The organism is Streptomyces sp. TE5632 (assembly GCF_054061295.1).
In genome coordinates, this window is sequence record NZ_JBSSEA010000003.1 from 3,981,575 (window position 1) to 4,004,442 (window position 22,868).

14 protein-coding genes are annotated in these 22,868 nt (G+C 72.3%); 5 read left to right on the plus strand and 9 right to left on the minus strand.

Annotation, left to right across the window (positions count from 1 at the left end):
- Positions 1-15 precede the first annotated feature (15 nt).
- From glgB to ACVW19_RS23575, 5 genes are all read right to left on the minus strand, one after another.
- Positions 16-2,439 carry a 1,4-alpha-glucan branching enzyme gene (glgB, locus tag ACVW19_RS23555; protein WP_457464756.1) on the minus strand — a complete coding sequence of 808 codons (2,424 nt, stop codon included), beginning with the start codon at positions 2,437-2,439 and terminating at the stop codon, positions 16-18.
- Positions 2,440-2,553: 114 nt separating this feature from the next.
- Complete coding sequence (locus ACVW19_RS23560; RefSeq protein ID WP_457461513.1) at positions 2,554-4,005, minus strand: maltokinase N-terminal cap-like domain-containing protein; 1,452 nt, start codon at positions 4,003-4,005, stop codon at positions 2,554-2,556.
- 94 nt (positions 4,006-4,099) lie between these two features.
- Positions 4,100-5,818 (minus strand): maltose alpha-D-glucosyltransferase, encoded by a 1,719-nt coding sequence (treS, locus tag ACVW19_RS23565; RefSeq protein WP_457461514.1) that lies wholly within the window; start codon positions 5,816-5,818, stop codon positions 4,100-4,102.
- Complete coding sequence (locus ACVW19_RS23570; RefSeq protein WP_457461516.1) at positions 5,815-7,968, minus strand: maltotransferase domain-containing protein; 2,154 nt, start codon at positions 7,966-7,968, stop codon at positions 5,815-5,817. The genes treS and ACVW19_RS23570 overlap by 4 nt, the downstream gene beginning before the upstream one ends.
- Positions 7,969-8,250: 282 nt before the next feature.
- Positions 8,251-9,474, minus strand: a complete 1,224-nt coding sequence (locus ACVW19_RS23575; protein WP_457461517.1) for a S8 family peptidase — start codon at positions 9,472-9,474, stop codon at positions 8,251-8,253.
- Positions 9,475-9,765: 291 nt separating this feature from the next.
- Here ACVW19_RS23575 and ACVW19_RS23580 point away from each other — a divergent pair, with 291 nt between their 5' ends.
- Positions 9,766-12,444 carry a glycosyltransferase family 1 protein gene (locus ACVW19_RS23580; protein WP_457461518.1) on the plus strand — a complete coding sequence of 893 codons (2,679 nt, stop codon included), beginning with the start codon at positions 9,766-9,768 and terminating at the stop codon, positions 12,442-12,444.
- Between the two features lie 42 nt (positions 12,445-12,486).
- On the opposite strand, the gene ACVW19_RS23585 is transcribed toward ACVW19_RS23580, so the two are convergent.
- The 4 genes from ACVW19_RS23585 to ACVW19_RS23600 form a co-directional block, all read right to left on the minus strand.
- Positions 12,487-13,008 carry a DUF1990 domain-containing protein gene (locus ACVW19_RS23585; RefSeq protein WP_457461520.1) on the minus strand — a complete coding sequence of 174 codons (522 nt, stop codon included), beginning with the start codon at positions 13,006-13,008 and terminating at the stop codon, positions 12,487-12,489.
- A gap of 135 nt (positions 13,009-13,143) precedes the next feature.
- Positions 13,144-14,832 carry a M4 family metallopeptidase gene (locus ACVW19_RS23590; protein WP_457461521.1) on the minus strand — a complete coding sequence of 563 codons (1,689 nt, stop codon included), beginning with the start codon at positions 14,830-14,832 and terminating at the stop codon, positions 13,144-13,146.
- A gap of 323 nt (positions 14,833-15,155) precedes the next feature.
- On the minus strand, positions 15,156-17,009 hold the full coding sequence (locus tag ACVW19_RS23595) for an ABC transporter ATP-binding protein (RefSeq protein WP_457461523.1): 1,854 nt from the start codon (positions 17,007-17,009) through the stop codon (positions 15,156-15,158).
- Entirely contained in the window at positions 17,006-18,844 is a 1,839-nt protein-coding gene (locus ACVW19_RS23600) for an ABC transporter ATP-binding protein (protein WP_457461525.1), read from the minus strand. The genes ACVW19_RS23595 and ACVW19_RS23600 overlap by 4 nt, the downstream gene beginning before the upstream one ends.
- Before the next feature lie 207 nt (positions 18,845-19,051).
- Between ACVW19_RS23600 and ACVW19_RS23605 the strand changes: the two genes are divergently transcribed.
- The 4 genes from ACVW19_RS23605 (at position 19,052) to ACVW19_RS23620 (ending at position 22,832) form a co-directional block, all read left to right on the plus strand.
- Positions 19,052-20,011, plus strand: coding sequence for an ATP-binding cassette domain-containing protein (locus ACVW19_RS23605; RefSeq protein ID WP_457461527.1), 960 nt, complete (start codon positions 19,052-19,054; stop codon positions 20,009-20,011).
- Entirely contained in the window at positions 20,008-20,757 is a 750-nt protein-coding gene (locus ACVW19_RS23610; RefSeq protein WP_457461528.1) for an ABC transporter permease, read from the plus strand. Before ACVW19_RS23605 ends, ACVW19_RS23610 begins: the two co-directional genes overlap by 4 nt.
- A 190-nt stretch (positions 20,758-20,947) precedes the next feature.
- Complete coding sequence (locus ACVW19_RS23615; protein WP_457464758.1) at positions 20,948-22,195, plus strand: sensor histidine kinase; 1,248 nt, start codon at positions 20,948-20,950, stop codon at positions 22,193-22,195.
- Positions 22,188-22,832 carry a response regulator gene (locus ACVW19_RS23620; protein WP_457461529.1) on the plus strand — a complete coding sequence of 215 codons (645 nt, stop codon included), beginning with the start codon at positions 22,188-22,190 and terminating at the stop codon, positions 22,830-22,832. The genes ACVW19_RS23615 and ACVW19_RS23620 overlap by 8 nt, the downstream gene beginning before the upstream one ends.
- The last annotated feature ends 36 nt before the right edge of the window (positions 22,833-22,868 follow it).

Here is a 22,868-nt window from a genome sequence, read left to right on the forward strand (position 1 = left end):
CGCACCCGCCAGGACTCAGGCCGGGCGCAGCCACACCGTCGCCAGGGGCGGCAGGGTCAGCCGGATGCTCGCCGGGAGACCGTGCCATCCCTGCGGCTCCGGCTTGACCGGGTCCGGCCGGCCCACGTCGCTGCCGCCGTAGCGGGCCGCGTCGGTGTTCAGGACCTCGTGCCAGGCGGGCACGTCGTCGGGGACACCGATGCGGTACTCGTGCCGGACGACCGGGGCGAAGTGGGACACCGCGAGCAGCGGGGAGCCGTCGGAGTCGTACCGCAGGAACGCCAGCACGTTGTCCTCGGCGGCATCTCCGGTCACCCACCGGAAACCGGACGGCTCCGTGTCGCACCGCCACAGCGCGGGGGTGCGCCCGTACTCGGTGTTGAGGTCGCGCACCAGATCGCGCACCCCGCGGTGGTCGGCCTCCGCGCCGTAGGCCGGATCCAGCAGCCACCAGTCCGGACCGTGCGCCTCCGACCACTCGGCGCCCTGCGCGAACTCCTGCCCCATGAACAGCAGTTGTTTGCCCGGGTGGGCCCACATGAAGCCGAGGTAGGCACGCAGGTCGGCGCGCTGCTGCCACCAGTCGCCGGGCATCTTCGACACCAGGGACCGCTTGCCGTGCACCACCTCGTCGTGCGAGATCGGCAGGACGTAGTTCTCGCTGTAGGCGTACACCATCGAGAACGTCATCTCGCCGTGGTGGTATTGGCGGTGGACCGGTTCGTGGCTCATGTACCGGAGTGAGTCGTGCATCCAGCCCATGTTCCACTTCAGCCCGAAACCGAGCCCGCCGAAACCGCTCGGGCCCCCGTGATGGGTGGCCCGGGTGACCCCGTCCCAGGCGGTGGACTCCTCCGCGATCGTCACCACCCCCGGCACCCTGCGGTACACCGTCGCGTTCATCTCCTGGAGGAACGCCACCGCGTCCAGGTTCTCCCGGCCGCCGTGCTCGTTCGGCGTCCACTGGCCGGGCTCGCGCGAGTAGTCGAGGTACAGCATCGAGGCGACGGCGTCCACCCGCAGCCCGTCGATGTGGAACTCCTCGCACCAGTACACGGCGTTGGCGACCAGGAAGTTGCGCACCTCGCGCCGCCCGAAGTCGAACTCCAGGGTTCCCCAGTCGGGATGGGCGGCCCGCAGCGGATCCTCGTGCTCGTACAGCGGCCGGCCGTCGAACTCGGCCAGCGCCCACTCGTCGCGCGGGAAGTGCGCCGGCACCCAGTCCATCAGCACCCCGATGCCCGCCCGGTGCAGCGCGTCCACCAGGTACCTGAAGTCGTCCGGGGTGCCGAGCCGGGCCGTGGGCGCGTAGAAACCCGTGACCTGGTAGCCCCAGGACGGACCGTAGGGATGCTCGGCGACCGGCATCAGCTCGACGTGGGTGAACCCGAGGTCCTTGACGTACGCGGGGAGCTGCTCGGCCAGTTGACGATACGTCAGCCCCGGACGCCAGGACGGAAGATGCACCTCGTAGACCGAGAACGGACTCCGGTGCGCGGGTACTTCGGCACGGCGCTCCAGCCACCGCGCGTCACCCCACTCGTACCGCGAGGACGTGACGACGGACGAGGTGGCCGGCGGGACCTCCGTGCGGCGCGCCATCGGGTCGGCACGCAGGGTCCGCGAACCGTCGGGACGGGTGATCTCGAACTTGTACAGCTCGCCCTCGCCGACCTCCGGCACGAACAACTCCCACACCCCGGACGAGCCCAGCGACCGCATCGGGTGCCCGGTGCCGTCCCAGAAGTTGAAACCGCCCGCGACCCGCACCCCGCGCGCGTTCGGCGCCCACACGGTGAAGCGGGTGCCGTTCACGCCCTGGTGGGCCATGGGGTGCGCGCCGAGCGCGGTCCACAGCTCCTCGTGCCGTCCCTCGCCGATCAGATGCAGGTCGAGCTCGCCGAGCGCGGGCAGCAGACGGTACGCGTCCTCGGTCTCCCGCACCGTCCCCTCGTACGTCACGAGCAGCCGGTACGCCGGGATCTCCCGGAACGGCAGCAGCGCCGAGAAGAACCCGCCCCCGTCGTCGTGCAGGTCGACGGTGAGGCCCCCGGAGACCACGGAAACGGCCCGGGCGTACGGCTTGAACGTCCGGAACACGACCCCGCCGGGCACCGGGTGCGCGCCGAGCACGGAGTGCGGCGCGTGATGCGTGCCGTTCAGCAGCCGCTCCCGGTCGTCGGTGCCCACGGCGGGGGAGACCGCGACCGCCGCCTCGGGCGGCGCGGGCCGCCCGACGGCCGGGGTCCTGCCGACGGCCTTCCGCGCCCCGGCCTTCTTCGTTCCGGCTTTTCTCGTCCCGGGTTTCTTCGTCCCGGGTTTCTTCTCGGCGGCCTTCGCCGCCCCGGCTTTCTCGGCACCGGTCTTCTGCGCGGCGGCCCGCTTCACCGTCGCGTCTTTCTTCACGACGGCCTTCTTCACCGTGGCCTTCCGGGACATCTGCTCGGCCGGCTGCTCCGGATGCGAACCGCTGGCTTCGGGACGGGGGGTCACGGACGGAGCCTCCTGGTCGACGTGCGGGGCGGACGGAAGTGAATCGTGTGGCTCACCGGATCACCCTGGTCCGGATTCGGCGAGCCGGCGTACGGCGGCCATCGGGACCGGCAGCCACTCGGGGCGGTGCCGGGCCTCGTACAGCACCTCGTAGACGGCCTTGTCCGTCTCGTACGCGCGCAGCAGCACCGGATCGGTGCGCGGGTCGCGGCCCGCGGTCTCCGCGTAGCCGGAGCAGTACGCCGCACGGCACCGCACGGCCCAGTCCGGCTGCGGCGGGTCCGCGGAACGTGCCGCGTAGTCGAAGGACCGCAGCATCCCGGCCACGTCCCGTACCACGGGCTGCGGCATCCGCCGCTCGGCCAGCGGCCGTGCCGGTTCGCCCTCGAAGTCGATCAGTGACCACTCTCCGGCCGGGGACCGCAGGCACTGGCCCAGATGCAGATCGCCGTGCACGCGCTGGGCGGTCCAGGTCTGCCCCTCGGCGGCCAGGTCGTCCAGTGCCGTGTACGCCGAGCCCAGCCCGTCCGCGTACGGCCGCAGCGCGGGCACCGCCTGCACCGCCGCCCCCAGCCGCTCGGCCATTCCGGCGACCATGTGCCGCAGCCGGCTCCGGCCCAGGGTGACCGTCGGCAGCGCGCGGGCCAGCGCGGTGTGCACCTCGGCGGTGGCCCGTCCCAGCGCCCGCGCCTCGGCGACGAAGTCCTCGCCCTTGGCCAGCTCCCGCAGCGCCAGCTCCCAGCCGTCCGTCGCGCCCCGCACGAAGGGCTGGAGCACACCCAGCACATACGGCTCGGATGCGGCCGGTGCCCCGGCGGCACCACGACCGCCGGTGTCGTCGATGGCGCCGGTCTCGTCAGGGTCTGCCACCAGCCAGGCCGTGGGCGGGGGCACCCGGGGGCAGCCCTCGCGGGCCAGCGCCAGCGGCAGCTCCAGGTCGGGGTTGATCCCGGGCACGATCCGGCGCAACAGCTTCAGAATGAACGTATCTCCATAGACGACGGACGAGTTCGACTGCTCGACGGTCATCAGTCGCGGCACCAGGCCGGACGCGATCTCCTGCCCCGGATCCCGCTCGAAGCGCAGCCCGCCGATCCGGGCCCGGGAGCGCAGGGCCTCCAGGAGCAGTTCGGCGGGCCGGGTGTCGTACAGGGCCTCGTACACCGTCCGCCCGGCCAGCGGGCCCTGACTCAGGTGCCCGATCAGCGCGGGCGCGAGCCTGGGCGGCAGCGCCTCGCGCACACCCAGCAGCAGCTGGTAGCAGTCGCCGGGCCGGTCGGCCCCGCCCCGGGCGGACAGGGCGGGCTGGTGGGCGCGGACGAGCAGGTGGTACAGGCCCAGCCTGGCGCTGGGCGGAAGTAACTCGGTGGCCGCGACCAGGGTGAACCCGGTGACCGGGCGCCCCTTGCCCGCGAACCAGCGCTGTCGCGGCAGCCACTCCCTCAGCAGCGGATCCAGTGACGCAAGGAGGCCGGGCGGGGGTGCGACCGTACGTATGACGGCTTCCGACATTTCAGTCGCGTCCTTTCCCCGGATCGTCGGGGTGTTACTGATGCGTGCCCCGGGTGGCGCGGGGGAAACCGCCCCGCCCGGGGGTCGGCGGGTGCTACGCGGCGTCCCCGCGCAGGCGGAACCAGTAGAAGCCGTGGCCCCCGAGGGTCAGCAGATACGGCAGCGCTCCCACGGCGGGGAAGCGCACCCCGCCGAACAGCTCGACCGGATGGCGGCCCGCGAAGGCACTCAGATCGAGTTCGGTGGGCTGGGCGAAGCGGGAGAAGTTGTTCACGCAGAGCACCAGGTCGTCCCCGTCCTGCCCGTTCGGGGGGGCCTCGCGGAGGAAGGCCAGGACGGCCGGGTTCGACGACGGCAGCTCGGTGTAGGAGCCCAGGCCGAAGGCGGGGTTCTGCTTGCGGATCTCGATCATGCGGCGGGTCCAGTGCAGCAGCGAGGACGGCGAGGCCATGGACGCCTCCACGTTGCTGACCTGGTAGCCGTAGACCGGGTCCATGATGGTGGGCAGGAACAGCCGCCCCGGGTCGGAGGAGGAGAAGCCGGCGTTGCGGTCGGGGGTCCACTGCATCGGGGTGCGCACCGCGTCGCGGTCGCCGAGCCAGATGTTGTCGCCCATGCCGATCTCGTCGCCGTAGTAGAGGATCGGCGAGCCGGGCAGGGACAGCAGCAGGGCGGTGAACAGCTCGATCTGGTTGCGGTCGTTGTCCAGCAGCGGGGCCAGCCGGCGGCGGATGCCGATGTTGGCGCGCATGCGGGGGTCCTTGGCGTACTCGGCCCACATGTAGTCGCGTTCCTCGTCGGTGACCATCTCCAGGGTCAGCTCGTCGTGGTTGCGCAGGAAGATGCCCCACTGGCAGTTCGAGGGGATGGCGGGGGTCTTGGCGAGGATCTCGGAGACCGGGTGGCGCGACTCGCGGCGCACCGCCATGAAGATGCGGGGCATGACCGGGAAGTGGAAGGCCATGTGGCACTCGTCGCCGCCGGCGGTGTAGTCGCCGAAGTAGTCGACCACGTCCTCCGGCCACTGGTTGGCCTCCGCCAGCAGCACGGTGTCCGGGTACTGCGCGTCGATCTCCTTGCGTACCCGCTTGAGGAACGCGTGGGTGGCGGGCAGGTTCTCGCAGTTGGTGCCCTCCTCCTGGTAGAGGTAGGGCACGGCGTCCAGCCGGAAGCCGTCGATCCCCAGGTCCAGCCAGAACTTCAGCGCGGAGATCATCTCCTCCTGCACGGCCGGGTTCTCGTAGTTGAGGTCCGGCTGGTGCGAGAAGAACCGGTGCCAGTAGTACTGCCCGCGCACCGGGTCGTAGGTCCAGTTGGACGCCTCGGTGTCGACGAAGATGATCCGCGCGTCCTGGTACTGCTTGTCGTCGTCCGCCCAGACGTAGTAGTCGCCGTAGGGGCCGTCCGGATCCTTGCGGGACTCCTGGAACCAGGGGTGCTGGTCGCTGGTGTGGTTCATGACGAAGTCGATGATCACGCGCATGCCGCGCTGGTGCGCCGCGTCCACGAACTCGACGAAGTCGGCGAGGTCGCCGAAGTCGGGCAGTACGGCGGTGTAGTCGGAGACGTCGTAACCGCCGTCGCGCAGGGGCGACTTGAAGAAGGGGGGCAGCCACAGGCAGTCGACGCCGAGCCACTGCAGATAGTCGAGCTTGGCGGTCAGTCCCTTCAGGTCGCCGATGCCGTCGCCGTTGCTGTCCTGGAAGGAACGGACGAGGACCTCGTAGAAGACGGCCCGTTTGAACCAGTCCGGGTCGCGGTCTCCCGCCGGTGTGTCCTCGAAGGTGTCCGGTACGGGTTCGTTGACGATCATGATGCGGGTGACCCTCCGATCTGCGGGGTGGACGGTCCCGGAGCCGTGCCGTGCTCATCCGGGGCCACGGCGGTGACGGTCGGTGCCGTGCGGCCGTCGGCTTCCCGGCCGACGACGAACACATGCGCGCCGCCCGGTCCCAGGCGCACGTAGTTGGCCCTGCCCCAGTGATAGGTCTCGCCGGTGAGCTCGTCGCGCACCGGCACCGACTCGTGCCGGTCCAGGCCGAGTTGCGGCATGTCCAACGAGACGGTGGCCTCCTGGGTGTGGTGCGGGTCGAGGTTGGCGACCACCAGGACCGTGTTCGCACCCTTCCGTTTCGAGTAGGCGATGACCGGCTCCTGGTCCGCCTGGTGGAAGTGGAGGTCCCGCAGCTGACGCAGCGCCGGATTCTCCCGTCGGATGGTGTTGAGCCGGGTGATCAGGGGGGCGATGGTCTGGCCCCGGCGCTCGGCGCCCTCCCAGTCCCGCGGGGTGAGCTGGTACTTCTCCGAGTGCAGGTACTCCTCGGAGCCCTCCCGCAGCGGGGTGTTCTCGCACAGTTCGTAGCCGCTGTAGACGCCCCAGGACGGGGAGAGGGTGGCGGCCAGCACGGCCCGGACCTCGAAGGCGGGCCGGCCGCCGTGCTGCAGGTAGGCGGGCAGGATGTCGGGGGTGTTGGCGAACAGGTTGGGCCGCATGTAGCAGGCCGCCTCCCCCGACAGTTCGGTCAGGTACTCGGTCAGTTCCCGCTTGGTGGTGCGCCAGGTGAAGTAGGTGTAGGACTGCTGGAAGCCGATCTGGGCCAGCGTGTGCATCATCGCCGGGCGGGTGAAGGCCTCCGCCAGGAAGATGACGTCGGGGTCGGTGCGGTTGATGTCGGCGATGACGCGTTCCCAGAAGGCCACCGGTTTGGTGTGCGGGTTGTCCACCCGGAAGATCCGCACCCCGGTGGCCATCCAGTGCCGCAGGATCCGGCAGGTCTCGGCGAGCAGGCCGTCCGGGTCGGCGTCGAAGGCGAGCGGGTAGATGTCCTGGTACTTCTTGGGCGGGTTCTCCGCGTGCGCGATCGACCCGTCCGGGCGGTGGTGGAACCACTGGGGGTGCTTGTGCACCCAGGGGTGGTCGGGGGAGCACTGCAGGGCGAAGTCCAGGGCGACCTCGAGGCCGAGTTCGCCGGCGCGCGTGACGAAGCGGGTGAAGTCCTCCGGGGTGCCCAGGCGGGGGTGGACGGTGTCGTGGCCGCCCTCGGGGGAGCCGATGGCCCAGGGCACGCCGACGTCGTCGGGGGTGGCGGTGAGGGTGTTGTCGGGTCCCTTGCGGTGGGTGGTGCCGATGGGGTGGATGGGGGGGAGGTAGACGACGTCGAAGCCCATGGCGGCGATCGCGGGCAGCCGGCGGGCGGCGGTGTCGAAGGTGCCGTGCGGCTGGTCGGTGGTGCCCTCGGATCGGGGGAAGAACTCGTACCAGGAGCCGTACAGGGCGCGTTCGCGTTCCACGAGCAGGGGCATCGGGTCGCCGGTGGTGACCAGTTCGCGCAGCGGGTGGCGGGCCAGCACCGCGTCCACCTCCGGCGTCAACGCCGCCGCCAACCGGGAGGCCGTCGGTCGCCGTTCGTCGCGCAGCGCGTCCACCGCGGCGAGGAGCACGCCCCGTTGGTCCGGTTCCGGCACTTCGGCCGCCGCCCGTTCGTGGAGCCGGGCGCCCTCCTCCAGCACCAGCTCCGTGTCCAGGCCCGCCGGGATCTTGATCCGCGCGTGGCGGCGCCAGGTCGTGACGGGGTCGCCCCACGCCTCCACGGTGTACGTCCAACGCCCCGTCGCACGGGCGCAGACGGTCGCCCCCCACCGGTCCGTGCCCGGCGCCAGCTCCCGCATCGGGATGAACGGCCCCGGCCGGCCCTCGGGGTCCTTCAGGACGACATTGGCGGCCACCGCCTCGTGCCCCTCACGGAACACGGTGGCCGTCACCTCGAACGTCTCACCGACGACCGCCTTCGCCGGCCGGCGTCCCTGACGGACCGTCGGCCGGACGTCGAGGAGGGGGATGCGCCCCACGGAGGTGTCACTCACGGCGGCCGGCGGGGGCGCTCCGGCGGCGGGCGGTGGCGTTCCGGTGGCGGGCTTCGGAGAAGGCTTCGGAGGGGACGACGAATGATGCTTGACGGGCATGACCGCTCCTGTCCGCGTCAACGTGGGTGGGCGGATGACTGTGGGGAGGTGGGTCCTGCTTGATGCTGCGTGGGGTTCCTGAGGGGTGTACCGCAGGAGCCTTCCCACACTGTTCGGGTGGGCAATCCGGCGCTTTGTTAACTACTCGCGCGTATGTCGACATACAAGACCGGCCTCGTCCGTGTGGGACGGAACCGGTCCTCGATGAGCCCGCTGCCGGCCCCCGCCCGCTTCCCGTCCGGTGCCCGGGTGATCGTGGCGCGGGGGCCCGGCAGGTGCGCACTACCGCGTCGGCGTCCGGAGCAGCCGGTCCGGCGAACCGAGCCCGCGGCCGCTCACCTTCCCGCTCGTCGCCCCCCTGACCAGAGCGTTCGCCACCTGCGCCGGGGTGGCCCGCCGATGTTCGGCGAGGTACAGCGCCGCCGCGCCCGCCGCGTGCGGGGAAGCCATCGACGTACCGGAGGCGGTGACTTGCCCGGTGTCGCTCGCGGCCGACGCCGAGGTGATGGACACCCCCGGGGCGAACAGATCGAGGGCGGAACCGTGGTTGGAAAAGGCCGGTTTCTTGTCCTGCCGGTCGGTAGCGCCCACCGTGATCGCCTGCTTCACACCCGCGGGCGAGTACGACGCTGCCGCCGTTCCCTTGTTTCCCGCGGCGACGGTGTAGCTGACGCCGGACGCGATGGATGTCCGTACGGCGGCGTTCAGTTGGGCGTTGTGGAAGCCGCCGAGGCTGAGATTGGCGACCGCGGGCTTGACCGCGTTCCGGGTCACCCAGTCGATGCCCGCGAGCACCTGGGCCGTGGTGCCCGAGCCGTTGTCGTCGAGCACGCGGACGGAGACGATCCTGGCCCGCTTCGCGACACCGTGGCTCTTCCCCGCGATGATGCCGGCCACATGGGTGCCGTGGCCGTTGCCGTCCTGGGCGGTCCGGTCGTTCTGGACGAAGTCCCAACCGTGCCGGGCCCGGCCGCCGAAGTCGCGGTGCGATGTTCGTACGCCGGTGTCGATGACGTAGACCGTCACCCCCGCGCCCGCCGTGGCCGGCGCGGTGTACCGCTCGTCCATCGGCAGGTTCCGCTGGTCCACGCGGTCCAGTCCCCAGGACGGCGGGTTCTGCTGCGTGTCGTTCGGCTCCTTCGGCGTTCGGGCCGGTGTCACCCGGGTGTCCTGGGTGACCGAGGCGATCCGGGGGTCGGCCGCGAGCCGCGCGGCCGCTCTCGCGTCGGCCCGGACGGCGTAGCCGTTGAGCACGGTGCCGTAGGTATGGCTGATTCTCGCCCCGTGGCGCCGCACGAGATCCCTGCCGATCGCCGAGCGTGCCGCGGTCCCCTTCTCCAGTGTCACCAGGTAGCTGCCGGCCACGGAACCGGGTGCCCCGGCGCCGGATATCCGTCCCTCAGGCGCGGCGTGCGCGGGCAGGGTCGCGGCCGAAACCGTCGCGGTGCACAGGACCGCCGTCATGACCCCCGCCCGGCGCAGACGCCGCGTTCGCGTCCGTGCCATGGTCAGAGTTCCCCTCCTCGACTCGGCGCACGGCGTCGCGGGCCGGGGTCGCACCCGGCGCGGGCCGGCACGCCACCGTGGCAGCGTCTCGTGCGGAACGAAGCGCCACAAGAACGCCTGCGGGTGGGGAATCGGCCATATCCGCCATGAGGCGAATCGTTTGGGTCGGGGTACGGCGGGGCCGGGTCGCCCGGCTTCCGCCGTGGAGGGCGTTCCCGCCGGTACTGTCGTGCGCGACGACCGGACGCACACAGCCGTCCTTCCGCACCGCGACTCGCGCCGAGGTGGAACTTGAAGGCGATCCGTCGATTCACCGTCCGACCCGTTCTCCCCGACCCCCTCCGGCCCCTCAGCGAACTGGCCCGGAACCTGCGTTGGTCCTGGCACACGCCGACCGGCGACCTGTTCCAGTCCGTCGACCCCGAACGCTGGGCCGCCTGCGGCCGCGACCCCGTACGGCTGCTGGGCAGTGTGCCGCCCGACCGGCTCATGGAACTGGCCGGGGACCGCCCGTTCCTGGACCGTCTCGGCGCGGTCGCGGGCGACCTGCACACGTACATGACCGGCGACCGCTGGTACCAGGAGCAGTCCGGCCCCCGGTCGCAGGGTGACCGACTGCCCGCCGCCATCGCCTACTTCTCCCCGGAGTTCGGCATCACGGCCGCCCTGCCGCAGTACTCCGGCGGGCTCGGCATCCTCGCCGGCGACCACCTCAAGGCCGCCAGCGACCTCGGCGTCCCGCTGATCGGAGTCGGTCTGCTCTACCGGCACGGCTACTTCCGCCAGTCGCTGTCCCGGGACGGCTGGCAGCAGGAGCACTACCCCGTCCTCGACCCCAACGAGCTGCCCCTCGCCCAGCTCAAGGAGCCCGACGGCACCCCCGCCCTGGTGATCCTCGCGCTGCCCGGCGGCCGTTCGCTGCGCGCTCGGATCTGGCTGGCCCAGGTGGGCAGGGTCCCGCTGCTCCTGCTGGACTCCGACGTCGAGGAGAACGACCTCGGCGAACGCGGCGTCACCGACCGGCTCTACGGCGGCGGCAGCGAGCACCGCCTGCTCCAGGAGATGCTGCTCGGCATAGGAGGGGTCAGGGCGGTACGCGCGTACTGCAGGCTGACCGGGCACGCGCCGCCCGAGGTGTTCCACACCAACGAGGGCCACGCCGGTTTCCTCGGCCTGGAACGCATCGCCGAACTGCGCGCCGAAGGAATGGAGTTCGGCCCCGCGTTGGAGACGGTCCGGGCGGGGACCGTGTTCACCACGCACACCCCCGTACCGGCCGGCATCGACCGCTTCGACCGCGGGCTGGTCGCCCGCCACTTCGGCCCCGACGCCGAACTGCCGGGCATCGAGGTCGACCGCGTCCTCCGGCTCGGCATGGAGACGTACCCCGGCGGCGAGCCCGGTCTCTTCAACATGGCCGTCATGGGCCTGCGTCTGGCACAGCGCGCCAACGGCGTCTCCCTGCTGCACGGCAGGGTCAGCCGTGAGATGTTCGCCGGGCTCTGGCCCGGATTCGACCCCGAGGAGGTGCCCATCACCTCCGTGACCAACGGGGTGCACGCGCCGACCTGGGTCGCCCCCGAGGTGCTCCGGCTCGGCGCCCGGCAGATCGGCGCCGAGCGCGCCGAGGAGGCGCTGACCGTCGGCGGCTCGGACCGCTCGGACCGCTGGAAATCCGTCGGGGACATCCCCGACGAGGACATCTGGGAGCTCCGCCGGTCCCTGCGCTCGCTGCTGGTGACGGAGGTGCGGGAGCGGCTGCGCGCCTCGTGGCGGCAGCGCGGCGCGGGGACGGCGGAGCTCGGCTGGATCGACCGGGTGCTCGACCCGGACGTGCTGACCATCGGGTTCGCCCGGCGGGTCCCCTCGTACAAGCGGCTGACGCTGATGCTGCAGGACCGGGACCGGCTGACGGACCTGCTGCTGCACCCCGAGCGGCCGGTGCAGATCGTGGTCGCGGGCAAGGCGCACCCGGCGGACGAGGGCGGCAAGCGGCTCATCCAGGAGCTGGTCCGGTTCGCCGACGACCCGCGGGTGCGGCACCGGATCGTCTTCCTGCCCGACTACGGCATGGCGATGGCGCAGAAGCTCTACCCCGGCTGCGACATCTGGCTGAACAACCCGCTGCGGCCACTGGAGGCGTGCGGGACCAGCGGTATGAAGGCCGCCCTCAACGGCTGCCTCAACCTCTCGGTGCTGGACGGCTGGTGGGACGAGTGGTTCCAGCCCGACTTCGGCTGGACCATCCCCACCGCGGACGGGGCGGGTGGGGGCGCCCTCACGCTTTCGGCGGCGGGGGACGACCCGGACCGGCGCGACGCCGTGGAGGCCGCCGCGCTGTACGACCTGCTGGAGCAGCGGATCATGCCGCGCTTCTACGAGCGCGGTGAGAGCGGGCTGCCCGACCGGTGGCTGGAGATGGTCCGGCACACCCTGAGCCTGCTCGGTCCGAAGGTGCTGGCCGGCCGCATGGTCCGCGAGTACGTCGAGCGCCTGTACGCGCCCGCCGCGCGCGCCCACCGGGCGATGGGACCCGACCGGGCGCGCGACCTCGCCCGGTGGAAGACCCGGGTGCGCGCCGCCTGGCACGGCGTGAGCGTCGACCACGTCGAGACGTTCGGGACGACGACGGCCACCGCGGAACTCGGCACCACCCTCGCGCTGCGGGTGCGCGTCGGCCTCGGCGACCTCGATCCGGACGACGTCGAGGTCCAGGCGGTCTCCGGGCGGGTGGACGAGGAGGACCGCATCACCGGCGCGACGCCCGTCCCGCTGAAACCGGTGGGGGCCGCCGACCTGGAGGGCCGCTGGGTGTACGAGGGCCCGCTCTCCCTGGACCGCACCGGGCCCTTCGGCTACACGGTCCGCATCCTGCCCAGCCATCCGCTGCTGGCGCACGGCACCGAGATGGGCCTGGTCGCGGTCCCCTCGGAGGAGGTCTCCGAGGCGGCGGGGCTGCTGATGCGGTAGGCCGCCGGTCCGGCGAACGGACGGCAGGTGACGCGAAGGGCCTCAGAACTCCTCGAGGCCCTTCGTGGCCAGGCGCCGCAGCACCGTGCCGCAGCGGCGGGCGTAGGCGTGCTGCATTCCGCGGGCCGCCGGACCGGCCGCACGGGCGTACCAACGGGCCGCCTTGCTGAACGCGGAGACGGTCAGCCACACCGTTCCGTCACCGGTGCGGTGCACGACGAAGGCCTCCTCGCCGCACTCCGGGTGACCGGGCAGGGTGCCGTACGCCCAGCCGGCCCGGCGGGGTTCCTCCAGCGTCCAGACCACCCGGCACGGCGCCCTGACCACCCCGGCGAGCGTGACGGTGACGTCGACACCGGGCGCCGCGCGGTCGGCGGTGGTGTCGAGGCCGACGCCCAGGGCCCGGTGCAGCTCCCAGGTGAGCACCGCCTCCGCGCCCTGGCGGAAGACCGCCTCGCCCTCGCCGAGACGGGTGCGCACGTGCAGGGGATGGAACCCGGGAGGGCAGAAACCCGGCTCACGGGTCGCGCCGACGTGGTCGTAGGTGAAGTCCGCCGAAGACATGGGACCCAAGGGTAGGGCGGCCCCGCACATCCGGTGGCACGGGGGCGCCCGTACCGGAGGATCGGACTCCGGTGCGGGCGCCCCCGTGCCGCGTACGGCGGGCCCGCGGCCTACCGGCCGCCTGGTGCGGCGACCTCAGCCACTGGCGCGGGCGCCGACGTTGACGGCGGCCCAGGCGTTCTGCACCGCCTTGTACTCGGCGCTGTTCGTGCCGTACAGCTCACCGGTCGCCGCCAGGGTGCCGGTGCGGGCGCCGGCGTAGTTGGTGGTCGAGGTGAACTTGGTGGTCAGCGCGCGGAACCAGATCTTCTCCGCCTTGGCACGGCCGATGCCGGTGACCGGCAGCCCGTCCGAGGTGGGCGAGTTGTAGCTGACGCCGTTGATGGTCTTGGCGCCGCTGCCCTCGCTCAGCAGGTAGAAGAAGTGGTTCGCGGGGCCCGAGGAGTAGTGCACGTCGATCGAGCCGAGCCCGGAGTACCAGGAGTCCTTGGACGAGCCGTCCTTGCTCGGCCGGTCCATGTAGCGCAGCGGGGTGCCGTCGCCGCGGATGTTGATCTCCTCGCCTATGAGGTAGTCACCGACGTCGGAGGAGTTGCCGGCGTAGAACTCGACCGTCGCGCCGAAGATGTCGCTGGTCGCCTCGTTGAGGCCGCCGGACTCCCCGCTGTAGCGCAGGCCGGCGGTGTTCGAGGTGAGACCGTGGGTCATCTCGTGGGCCGCCACGTCGATCGAGGTCAGCGGGTTGGCGTTGCCCGACCCGTCGCCGTAGGTCATGCAGAAGCAGCTGTCCGACCAGAAGGCGTTGACGTAGTTGTTGCCGTAGTGGACCCGGGAGTAGGCGCCCACGCCGTCCCCGCGGATGCCGTTGCGGCCGTGCACGTTCTTGTAGTAGTCCCAGGTCAGCGCGGCCCCGTAGTGGGCGTCGGCGGCGGCCGACTCCGCGTTGGACGGACTGCCGTTGCCCCAGACGTCGTCGGAGCCGGAGAACAGGGTGCCGGTGCCGGAGGTGCCGCGGTTCAGGTTGTACGTCCTGTGGTTGCCGCGCGCCCCGTCGGTGAGGTTGTACGACGACCCGGACCGGGTGGTGGTCAGGTCGACGGTGCCGCTGTAGACGGTGTGGCCGGTTCCGTTCTGGACGGCCTGCCACTCGGACAGCTTCTCGCCCGTGGTGGCGTCGGTGACGACGTGCAGTTCCTGCGGGGTGCCGTCGTGCTGGAGCCCGCCGACGACGGTCTCGTACGCGAGGGTCGGCGTGCCGTCCGCGGCCCAGACGACCTTGCGCGGGGCGCCCTCGACGTCGGGGCTCTTGGCGTTCTCGGCCTTCGCGGCGCCGAGGGCCTGCTGCTCCGCCTCGGCGGCCGGCACCGCGGCCTTGGTGGTGGCGGGCTTCACCGCGGTCCGGGTGGCCTTGACGACCGACTCGGTCTCGCCGGGCTTCTCACCCTGCACGACGAGGTCGCCACCGAGGACGGGCAGGCCGTCGTAGGTGCGCTCGTAGCGGACGTGGACGGTGCCGTCGCGGTCCTTGAGGACGTCACGGACGACGAGCTGCTCCTTCTCGCCCAGGCCGAGGGCCTCGGCGGTGTCCGCCTTGGTGGCGTTCGCCTCGCGGATCAGCTCGGCGCGCTGGGCGGGGGTGAGCCGGACCGACTCGGCGCCCGGGTTCGCCCGGCTCGCGGCCGACGGGATGTCGTCCGGGACGGCGGTGGCGCTGCCGGACTGCACGGCCGTGGCGACCAGGGCGGCGACCCCGGCGAGGGCGACGGCGGCGGTGCGGCGGCGTGCGGTGTGGGGGGTGCGTCTGTGGGAGGACCTGCTTCTCAACACTGACTCCTTCTGCGCGGCCGCGGGTTGTGCGGCCAGGGGAGACCGGCCGACTGGTGAGCCGGCCGGGCAGAACAGGGCGGTACGCGGTACCACGTGCTGCTGTGCTGGAGCGGTGGCCAGGGCACGACGGTTCGACGGCGCTGTGGGGTTGCCGCGCGGTGGCCTTGGGAAGAGTCGCAGGAGACCACGGTTTCTGTCAGGAGCGCGTCAATACATTGGCCGAAAACGCTCCGTTGTCCGGGAGCTCAGGTTCGATAAACGGAGCGTTTCACCGGTGTGGCGGCGGTGACGGCGGTGACTTCGCGTTTGCCCGCTTCCGTCTAGGCCAGACTGTCCCGCCAGGCGCGGTGGAGGTCCGCGAAGCGGCCGGTGCCCGCGATGAGTTCGGCCGGGGTGCCGTCCTCCACGATGCGGCCGTGTTCCATCACCAGGACGCGGTCCGCGATCTCCACGGTGGACAGGCGGTGGGCGATCACGACCGCCGTACGCCCCCGCAGGACCGTCGCCATCGCCCGCTGCACCGCCCGCTCGCCGGGGATGTCCAGGGAGCTGGTCGCCTCGTCCAGGATCAGCACGGCCGGGTCGGCGAGCAGGGCCCGGGCGAAGGCGACGAGTTGGCGCTGGCCGGCCGAGATGCGGCCGCCGCGCTTGCGTACGTCGGTGTCGTAGCCGTCGGGCAGGGCGGCGATGAAGTCGTGCGCGCCGATCTCCTTCGCGGCCCACTCGATCTCCGCACGGGTGGCGTCCGGACGGCCGATGGCGATGTTCTCGGCGACCGTGCCGGAGAACAGGAACGCCTCCTGCGTCACCATGACCACCCCGCGCCGCAGTTCGGACACCGCGAGGTCGCGCAGGTCGACGCCGTCCAGCAGGACCCGGCCGTCGGTGGGGTCGTAGAAGCGGGCGAGCAGTTTGGCCAGCGTCGACTTGCCCGCGCCGGTCGAGCCGACGACGGCGACGGTCTGCCCGGCCGGGAGGGTGAGGTCGAAGCGGGGCAGCACCTCGCCGCCGGTGCGGTACGCGAAACGGACCGAGTCGAAGACGACCTCGCGCCCCGGGTGCCGCGACGGCGCCTCCGGAAGCTCCCGGGGGGCCGCGGGCTCCGGCACGGACGGGACCTGTGCCAGGAGCCCGGCGATCTTCTCCAGCGAGGCGGCCGCCGACTGGTACGCGTTGAGGAACATGCCCAGCCGGTCGATCGGGTCGTACAGCCGCCGCAGATACAGCACCGCCGCCGCCAGCACACCGAGCGCGAGCGTCCTGTCCGCGACCCGGTAGGCACCCCACAGCACGATCAGCGCGACCGTCGTGTTGGCGACCACCCGGGAACCGACGACATAGCGGGCCATCTCCAGCAGGGCGTCCCCGTTGGTCCGCTCGTGCCGCCGGTTCAGCGCGCGGAAGTCGGCGTCGTTGGCGGCCTCACGGCGGAAGGCGCGCACCGGGCGGATGCCGTTCATCGTCTCGACGAACTTCACGATCACCGCGGCGATCGCCGTCGACCGCTGCCGGTACACCTCCGTGACGCGCCGCCGGTACGACCGCACGAGTGCGTACAGCGGGACGAAGGACGCCACCGCCATCGCGCCGAGGCCGAGGTCCAGCCAGAGCAGCAGCACCGAGACGTAGACGCAGGACACGATGACCGTGACCAGCTCCTGCAGGCCCTCCTCCAGCAGCTCCCGCAGCGACTCGACGTCCGTGGTGGAGCGGGAGATGAGCCGGCCCGAGGTGTAGCGCTCGTGGAAGTCGACGCTGAGCGCCTGCGCGTGCCGGAAGATCCGGCCGCGCAGATCCAGCAGCACGTCCTGGCTGACCCGGGCGGCGGTGACGATGAACGCGTACTGGAGCACACCGCCCGACGCCGCGCACAGCAGATATCCCACCGCGACCGCGATCAGCGGCCCGTGGTCGGCGGCACGGAACGCGGGCACTCCCCGGTCGATCGCGTACGCCACCAGCAGTGGACCCGCCTGCACCGCCGCCTGCTGGAGCAGCAGCAGAAGCGCGGTGAGGGCGACCCTGCCCCGCATCGGGGCCAGCAGGGAACGCAGCAGGACGCCGGTGGCGCCCGGGGGAGTGGGCAGTACGTCCTGGTCGAAGGGGTCGCCGGTGTGTGGCTCGCCGTTCTTGCCGCCCTCGTCCTGCGCGGGCGCGGTGGGGGCCGCCGTCATCGTTGGTCCTCCTGTTCCCCCGCCGGGTCGCCGGCCATGAGGTGGGCGTACTCGGGGTGGGTGCGCAGCAGTTCGTGGTGGGTGCCGACCGCCGTGATCCGGCCGCCGGAGAGCAGGGCGACGCGGTCGGCCAGCAGCACCGTGGACGGGCGGTGCGCCACGATCAGGGCGGTGGTGTCGGCGAGCACCCGGCGCAGGGCGGCCTCGACCGCGGCCTCCGTGTGCACGTCGAGCGCGGACAGCGGATCGTCCAGCACCAGGAACTCGGGCTGCCCGACCACCGCGCGGGCCAGCGCGAGACGCTGCCGCTGCCCGCCGGAGAGACTGAGCCCCTGTTCGCCGACCTGGGTCTCGGTGCCCTGGGGCAGCGCGTCCACGAAGTCGGCCTGCGCCACGCCCAGCGCCCGCTCCAGCTCGGCCTTCCCGGCCCCGGGCCCCGCGCCCATCAGCACGTTCTCCCCGACCGCGGCCGAGAACAGGGTGGGCTCCTCGAAGGCGACGGAGACCCTGCTGCGCAGCTCCTCGCGGGAGAGCGCGGTGATGTCCGTGCCGTCCAGGGTGATCCGCCCCGAGGTCGCCTCGTGCAGCCGCGGGACCAGGGCGGTGAGCGTGGTCTTGCCACTGCCGGTCGCGCCGACCAGGGCCATCGACTCACCGGGCCGGATGTGCAGGTCGACACGGTCCAGGACGGGCGGGGAGCCGGAGGGGGCGTCGGGGTAGCGGAAGGTGACGTCGTGGAAGCGCAGCCCGCCGTCGCCGCCGCTCTCGGGGGCGGCCGATGCCCGTGCGGCGTCGGGGCCCGGGGACTCCTCCTTGGCGTCCATCACCTCGAAGTACCGCTCGGTCGCGGTCGCCGCCTCCTGGCTCATCGCCAGCAGGAAGCCGATCGAGTCCACGGGCCAGCGCAGCGCCAGGGCCGTCGACAGGAACGCCACCAGGGTGCCCGCGGACAGGTCCCCGTCGGCCACCCGCATGGTCCCCAGCACCAGTGTCGTGCCGATGGCCAGCTCCGGGAGCGTCACGATGACGCTCATGATGGAGGCCAGCAGCCGGGCCTTGTGCAGCTCCGTCCCGCGCAGCCCCTTCGACAGCTCACGGAACGCCCGCGCCTGGCTGCGGTGCCGTCCGAACCCCTTGATGACGCGGATGCCGAGCACGCTCTCCTCGACGACCGTCGTCAGGTCGCCGACCTGGTCCTGGGCGAGCCGCGACGCCTTGGAGTACCGCTTCTCGAAGGCCACGCAGATGACCATCACCGGCACGGCCGGAATCAGGACCACCAGTCCCAGAGCCCAGTCCTGGACCAGCATGATGATCACACCGACAAGGATCGTCACCCCGTTGACCAGCAGGAACGTCAGCGGGAAGGCCAGGAACATGCGCAGCAGCATCAGGTCCGTGGTCCCCCGGGACAGCAACTGCCCCGACGGCCACCGGTCGTGGAACGCCACCGGCAGCCGCTGCAGACGCCCGTAGAGGTCCGCCCGCATCCCCGCCTCGACCCCCGCCAGCGGGCGCGCCACCAGCCACCGCCGGAACCCGAACAGCAGGGCCTCCGCGAGCCCGAGCAGCAGCAGGTACAGCGCGCCGAGCCACACACCCGCCGGGTCCCGGTCGGCGATCGGACCGTCCACCATCCACTTCAGGACCAGCGGGATGACCAGGCCGATGCACGAGGCGAGGATCGCGATGAAGGCGGCGGTGAACAGCCGCGCCCGCACGGGCCGTACGTACGGCCACAGACGCAGCAACGTACGGACTGTGGAAGACGCTTCGGATGCTTCGGGCGCTTCGGACGCTTCACGCGTTTCGAGGAGTGGGGGTGTGGTGGCCATCAGCAGTGAGCCTACGGAACGCAACTGACACTGCCCACCGAGTTTTGGCCGGACCGGACTCGGTCTTCGGACCTACGACCTGCGGCTCCGGCCGGCCGGGCGCGGGGAAACCGTGGGAGTCGTACCACTTCATCAGCCGATCGGTTGATGCGTCTCGAGCGTGACGGCCGATGTACGGGCACCCCGCCCACCGGAACGCTTGGTGCCATGCCCGTCATCGAAGTCACCGATCTGCGCAAGTCCTACGGGGGCCGGCCCGCCGTGGACGGCGTCTCCTTCACCGTCGAGGAGGGCGAGATCTTCGGCGTCCTCGGCCCCAACGGCGCCGGCAAGACGACCACCGTGGAATGCGTCGAGGGCCTGCGCGTCCCCGACGCGGGCCGCGTCCGCGTCACCGGCCTCGACCCGGTCGCCGACCACGGGCGGGTCGCCCGGGTCCTCGGCGCCCAGCTCCAGCAGAGCCGGCTCCAGGCCAAGATCACCGTCCGCGAGGCCCTGGAGCTGTACGCCGCCTTCCACCCGCGGCCCGCCGACTGGCGGCCCCTGGCCGAACGCCTCGGCCTGACCCCCCACCTGAACAGCCGCTTCGGCAAGCTCTCCGGCGGGCAGCAGCAACGCCTGTCCATCGCGCTCGCCCTCATCGGCGACCCCCGGATCGTCGTCCTCGACGAACTCACCACCGGACTGGACCCCCGCGCCCGCCGCGACACCTGGCAGCTCATCGAGGACATCCGCGCGGACGGCGTCACCGTCCTGCTCGTCACCCACTTCATGGAGGAGGCCCAGCGCCTCTGCGACCGGATCGCGGTGATCGACAAGGGCAGGGTGGCCGCCCTGGACACCCCGACCGGGCTGATCCGCCGTTCGGCGGGCGCCACCGTCATCAGCTTCACGCCCTCCGCGCCCCTGGACGAACACGACCTGAACGGCCTGCCCGGCCTCGCCTCGATCGAGCACCGGGACGGCCGCGTCACCCTGTCCGGCACGGACGAGACCGTCAACGCGGTCATCACCCTCCTCGCCCGCGCCCGGGTCACCGCCCACCAGCTCCGGGTCACCGACGCCACCCTGGACGACGCGTTCCTGGACCTGACCGGGCAGACCGACACCACGCCCGAGCGCGACACCACGCCCGAGCCCGCCGCCACCGAGGAGGTCCAGGCGTGACCACTTCCGTCCTCAACGCCGCCGTCCTGCGCAGCGAGATCCGCCTCTTCCGCCGTGAGCCCGGCGGGATCTTCTGGGTCCTGCTCTTCCCCACCCTCCTGCTGGCGATCCTCGGCTCCATCCCCTCCTTCCGCGAGGCCGACCCGTCCTTCGGCGGACTGCGCCCGGTGGACGCGTACGTCCCGGTCGCCGTGCTGCTCGGCCTGCTCGTCGGCGGTCTGCAGGGCATGCCGCAGACCCTCACCGGCTACCGCGAACACGGCATCCTGCGCCGGATGGCCACCACCCCGGTACGGGCCACGGCCCTGCTCGGCGCGCAGATGCTGGTGCACGGCGGGGCCGCCCTGCTCTCGGCGCTGCTCTCGCTCACCGTCGGCCGGCTCGCCTTCGGCGTGCGGCTGCCACGCCAGCCCCTCGGCTATTTCCTCGCGCTGCTCCTCGCCGTGCTCGTCGCCCTCGCCCTGGGCGCCGTGCTCTCCGCGCTGTCCCGCACGACGAAGATCGCGGGTGCGGTGGGCTCCGCCGCGCTGTTCCCGGCGATGTTCTGCGCGGGGGTGTGGCTGCCGGTGCAGGCCATGCCGGACCTGCTCGCCGACATCGTCGGCTGGACCCCGTTCGGCGCCGCCGCCGAGGCGCTGAACCAGGCCGCCGCCGGCGCCTGGCCCGGCTGGACCCACCTGGCCGTCCTGGCGGCCTGGACCCTGCTGCTGACGGCCGCCGCCGCACGCTGGTTCCGCTGGGAGTGAGCGGATGACCGGGCGGGTGACCGAGAACACCGAGAACACCGAGACCACCGAGAACACCGAGAACACCGAGAACGCCGAGAATGGAGCGATGTCGGACGGGGCGGGGACAAGCGGGTGCCGGTCCGTGGGCGGGGCGTCCGCGTGGGGGATCAAGCCCCGGGCGTCCGCGCGGGTGACCGGGAAGGGTGCCATGCCGGACGGGGCGGTCGAGCAGCGCTGGGCGGTGTTCCACCGCTGGGGGCCGTACGTGCTGCTCGCGGCCGGCATCCTGCTCTCGGTGGCTGCCGCCGACGCGGTCGGCATGACCCGCGGTGAGCGGTGGGCGAGCGGTGTGCTGGTCGTCGTGGCCGTCGTTCTGCAACTGGCCTGGGGCAGCGCGGAGCGCCGACGCCCCGGGCCGTCCACCGAGAGCGCCTGCTACTACGCCGTCCGCTGGGCCGTCGGGTTCGCGCTCACCTGGCTGAACCCGCTGTTCGCCTTCTACGCGGTCATCGGCTACTTCGGCGTCGGGCGCCAGCTCCCGAGACGTCTGGTCCGGTGGGGCCTGCTCGCCACCGCGGTCACCACGGCGGGCTCGCAGTCGGGCGGGCTGCCGCCGCGCGACGGCCTGGGCTGGGTGTTCTTCGGCGCGGTCCTCCTGGTCAACGCCCTGCTGGTGGCCCTGTTCGCCCACTTCGGCGAACTGGAGGAGGAACGCACCCGCGCGCAGGCCGCCACCATCGCCGAACTGGAGCGCACCAACGCCGCGTTGCAGCAGGCCCTCGACGAGAACGCCGCCCTGCACACCCAACTCCTCGTCCAGGCGCGGGAAGCGGGGGTCGCCGACGAACGCAGGCGGCTGGCCGCCGAGATCCACGACACCCTCGCCCAGGGCCTGACCGGCATCATCGCCCAGCTCCAGGTCGTCGCGAACACCCGCGATCCCGACCTGGCGCACGTCCACGTGGTGCGGGCCACCGACCTGGCCCGCGAGAGCCTCGGCGAGGCCCGCCGCTCCGTGCACAACCTCGCCCCGGTCGCCCTCGACCGGGACGGACTGCCGCAGGCCCTGGAGAAGACGGTCGCGGAATGGGGCGAACGCACCGGAGCCCGCGCCGACTGCACGGTCACCGGAACCGCCGAGCCCCTCCACGAGGAGGTCGCCGCCACCCTGCTGCGGATCGCCCAGGAGGCCCTGTCCAACGCCTCCCGGCACGCCCGCGCCACCCGGGTCGGCGTCACGCTCTCCTACATCGGCGACGAGGTCACCCTCGACATCCGCGACGACGGCCGCGGCTTCGACCGGCGGGTGCGCCCCGCCCGCACCGGCAGCGGCGGCTTCGGCCTCGACGGGATGCGCGCCCGCGCGGAGCGCATCGCGGGCTCCCTCACCGTGGAGTCCGAGCCCGGCCACGGGACGGCGGTGTCGGCTCGCGTACCGTTGGTCCGCCATGACTGACACCCCGGCCATCTCCGTACTGATCGTCGACGACCACCCCGTCGTACGGGACGGTCTGCGCGGCATGTTCGAGTCCGCGCCCGGCTTCCGGGTCCTCGGCGAGGCGGCGAACGGCGTCGAGGCGCTGGAACGGGCCGCCGCCCTGGACCCGGACGTCGTGCTCATGGACCTGCGCATGCCGGGCGGTTCGGGCGTGGACGCCATCCGGGAACTGTCCCGCCGGGGCGCGCGGGCCAAGGTGCTCGTCCTGACCACCTACGACACCGACTCCGACACCCTGCCCGCGATCGAGGCGGGCGCGACCGGCTACCTGCTGAAGGACGCGCCGCGCGAGGAGCTGTTCACGGCCGTGCGGGCGGCGGCCGAGGGCCGTACGGTCCTCTCCCCGGCGGTGGCCTCCCGTCTGGTCTCCGCGGTCCGCTCCCCCCGCTCGTCCGGCGGCGAACCGCTGTCCGCGCGGGAGCGCGAGGTCCTCGGCCTGGTCGCCCGGGGCACCTCCAACCGTGAGATCGCCCGCGAACTCTTCATCAGCGAGGCGACCGTGAAGACCCACCTCACCCACCTGTACGCCAAACTGGGCGTCAAGGACCGCGCCGCGGCCGTGGCGGCCGCCTACGACCGCGGCATCCTCGGCTGACCGCGCCGCCCCGGCCCCCCCCTTCCCGCGGCCTGC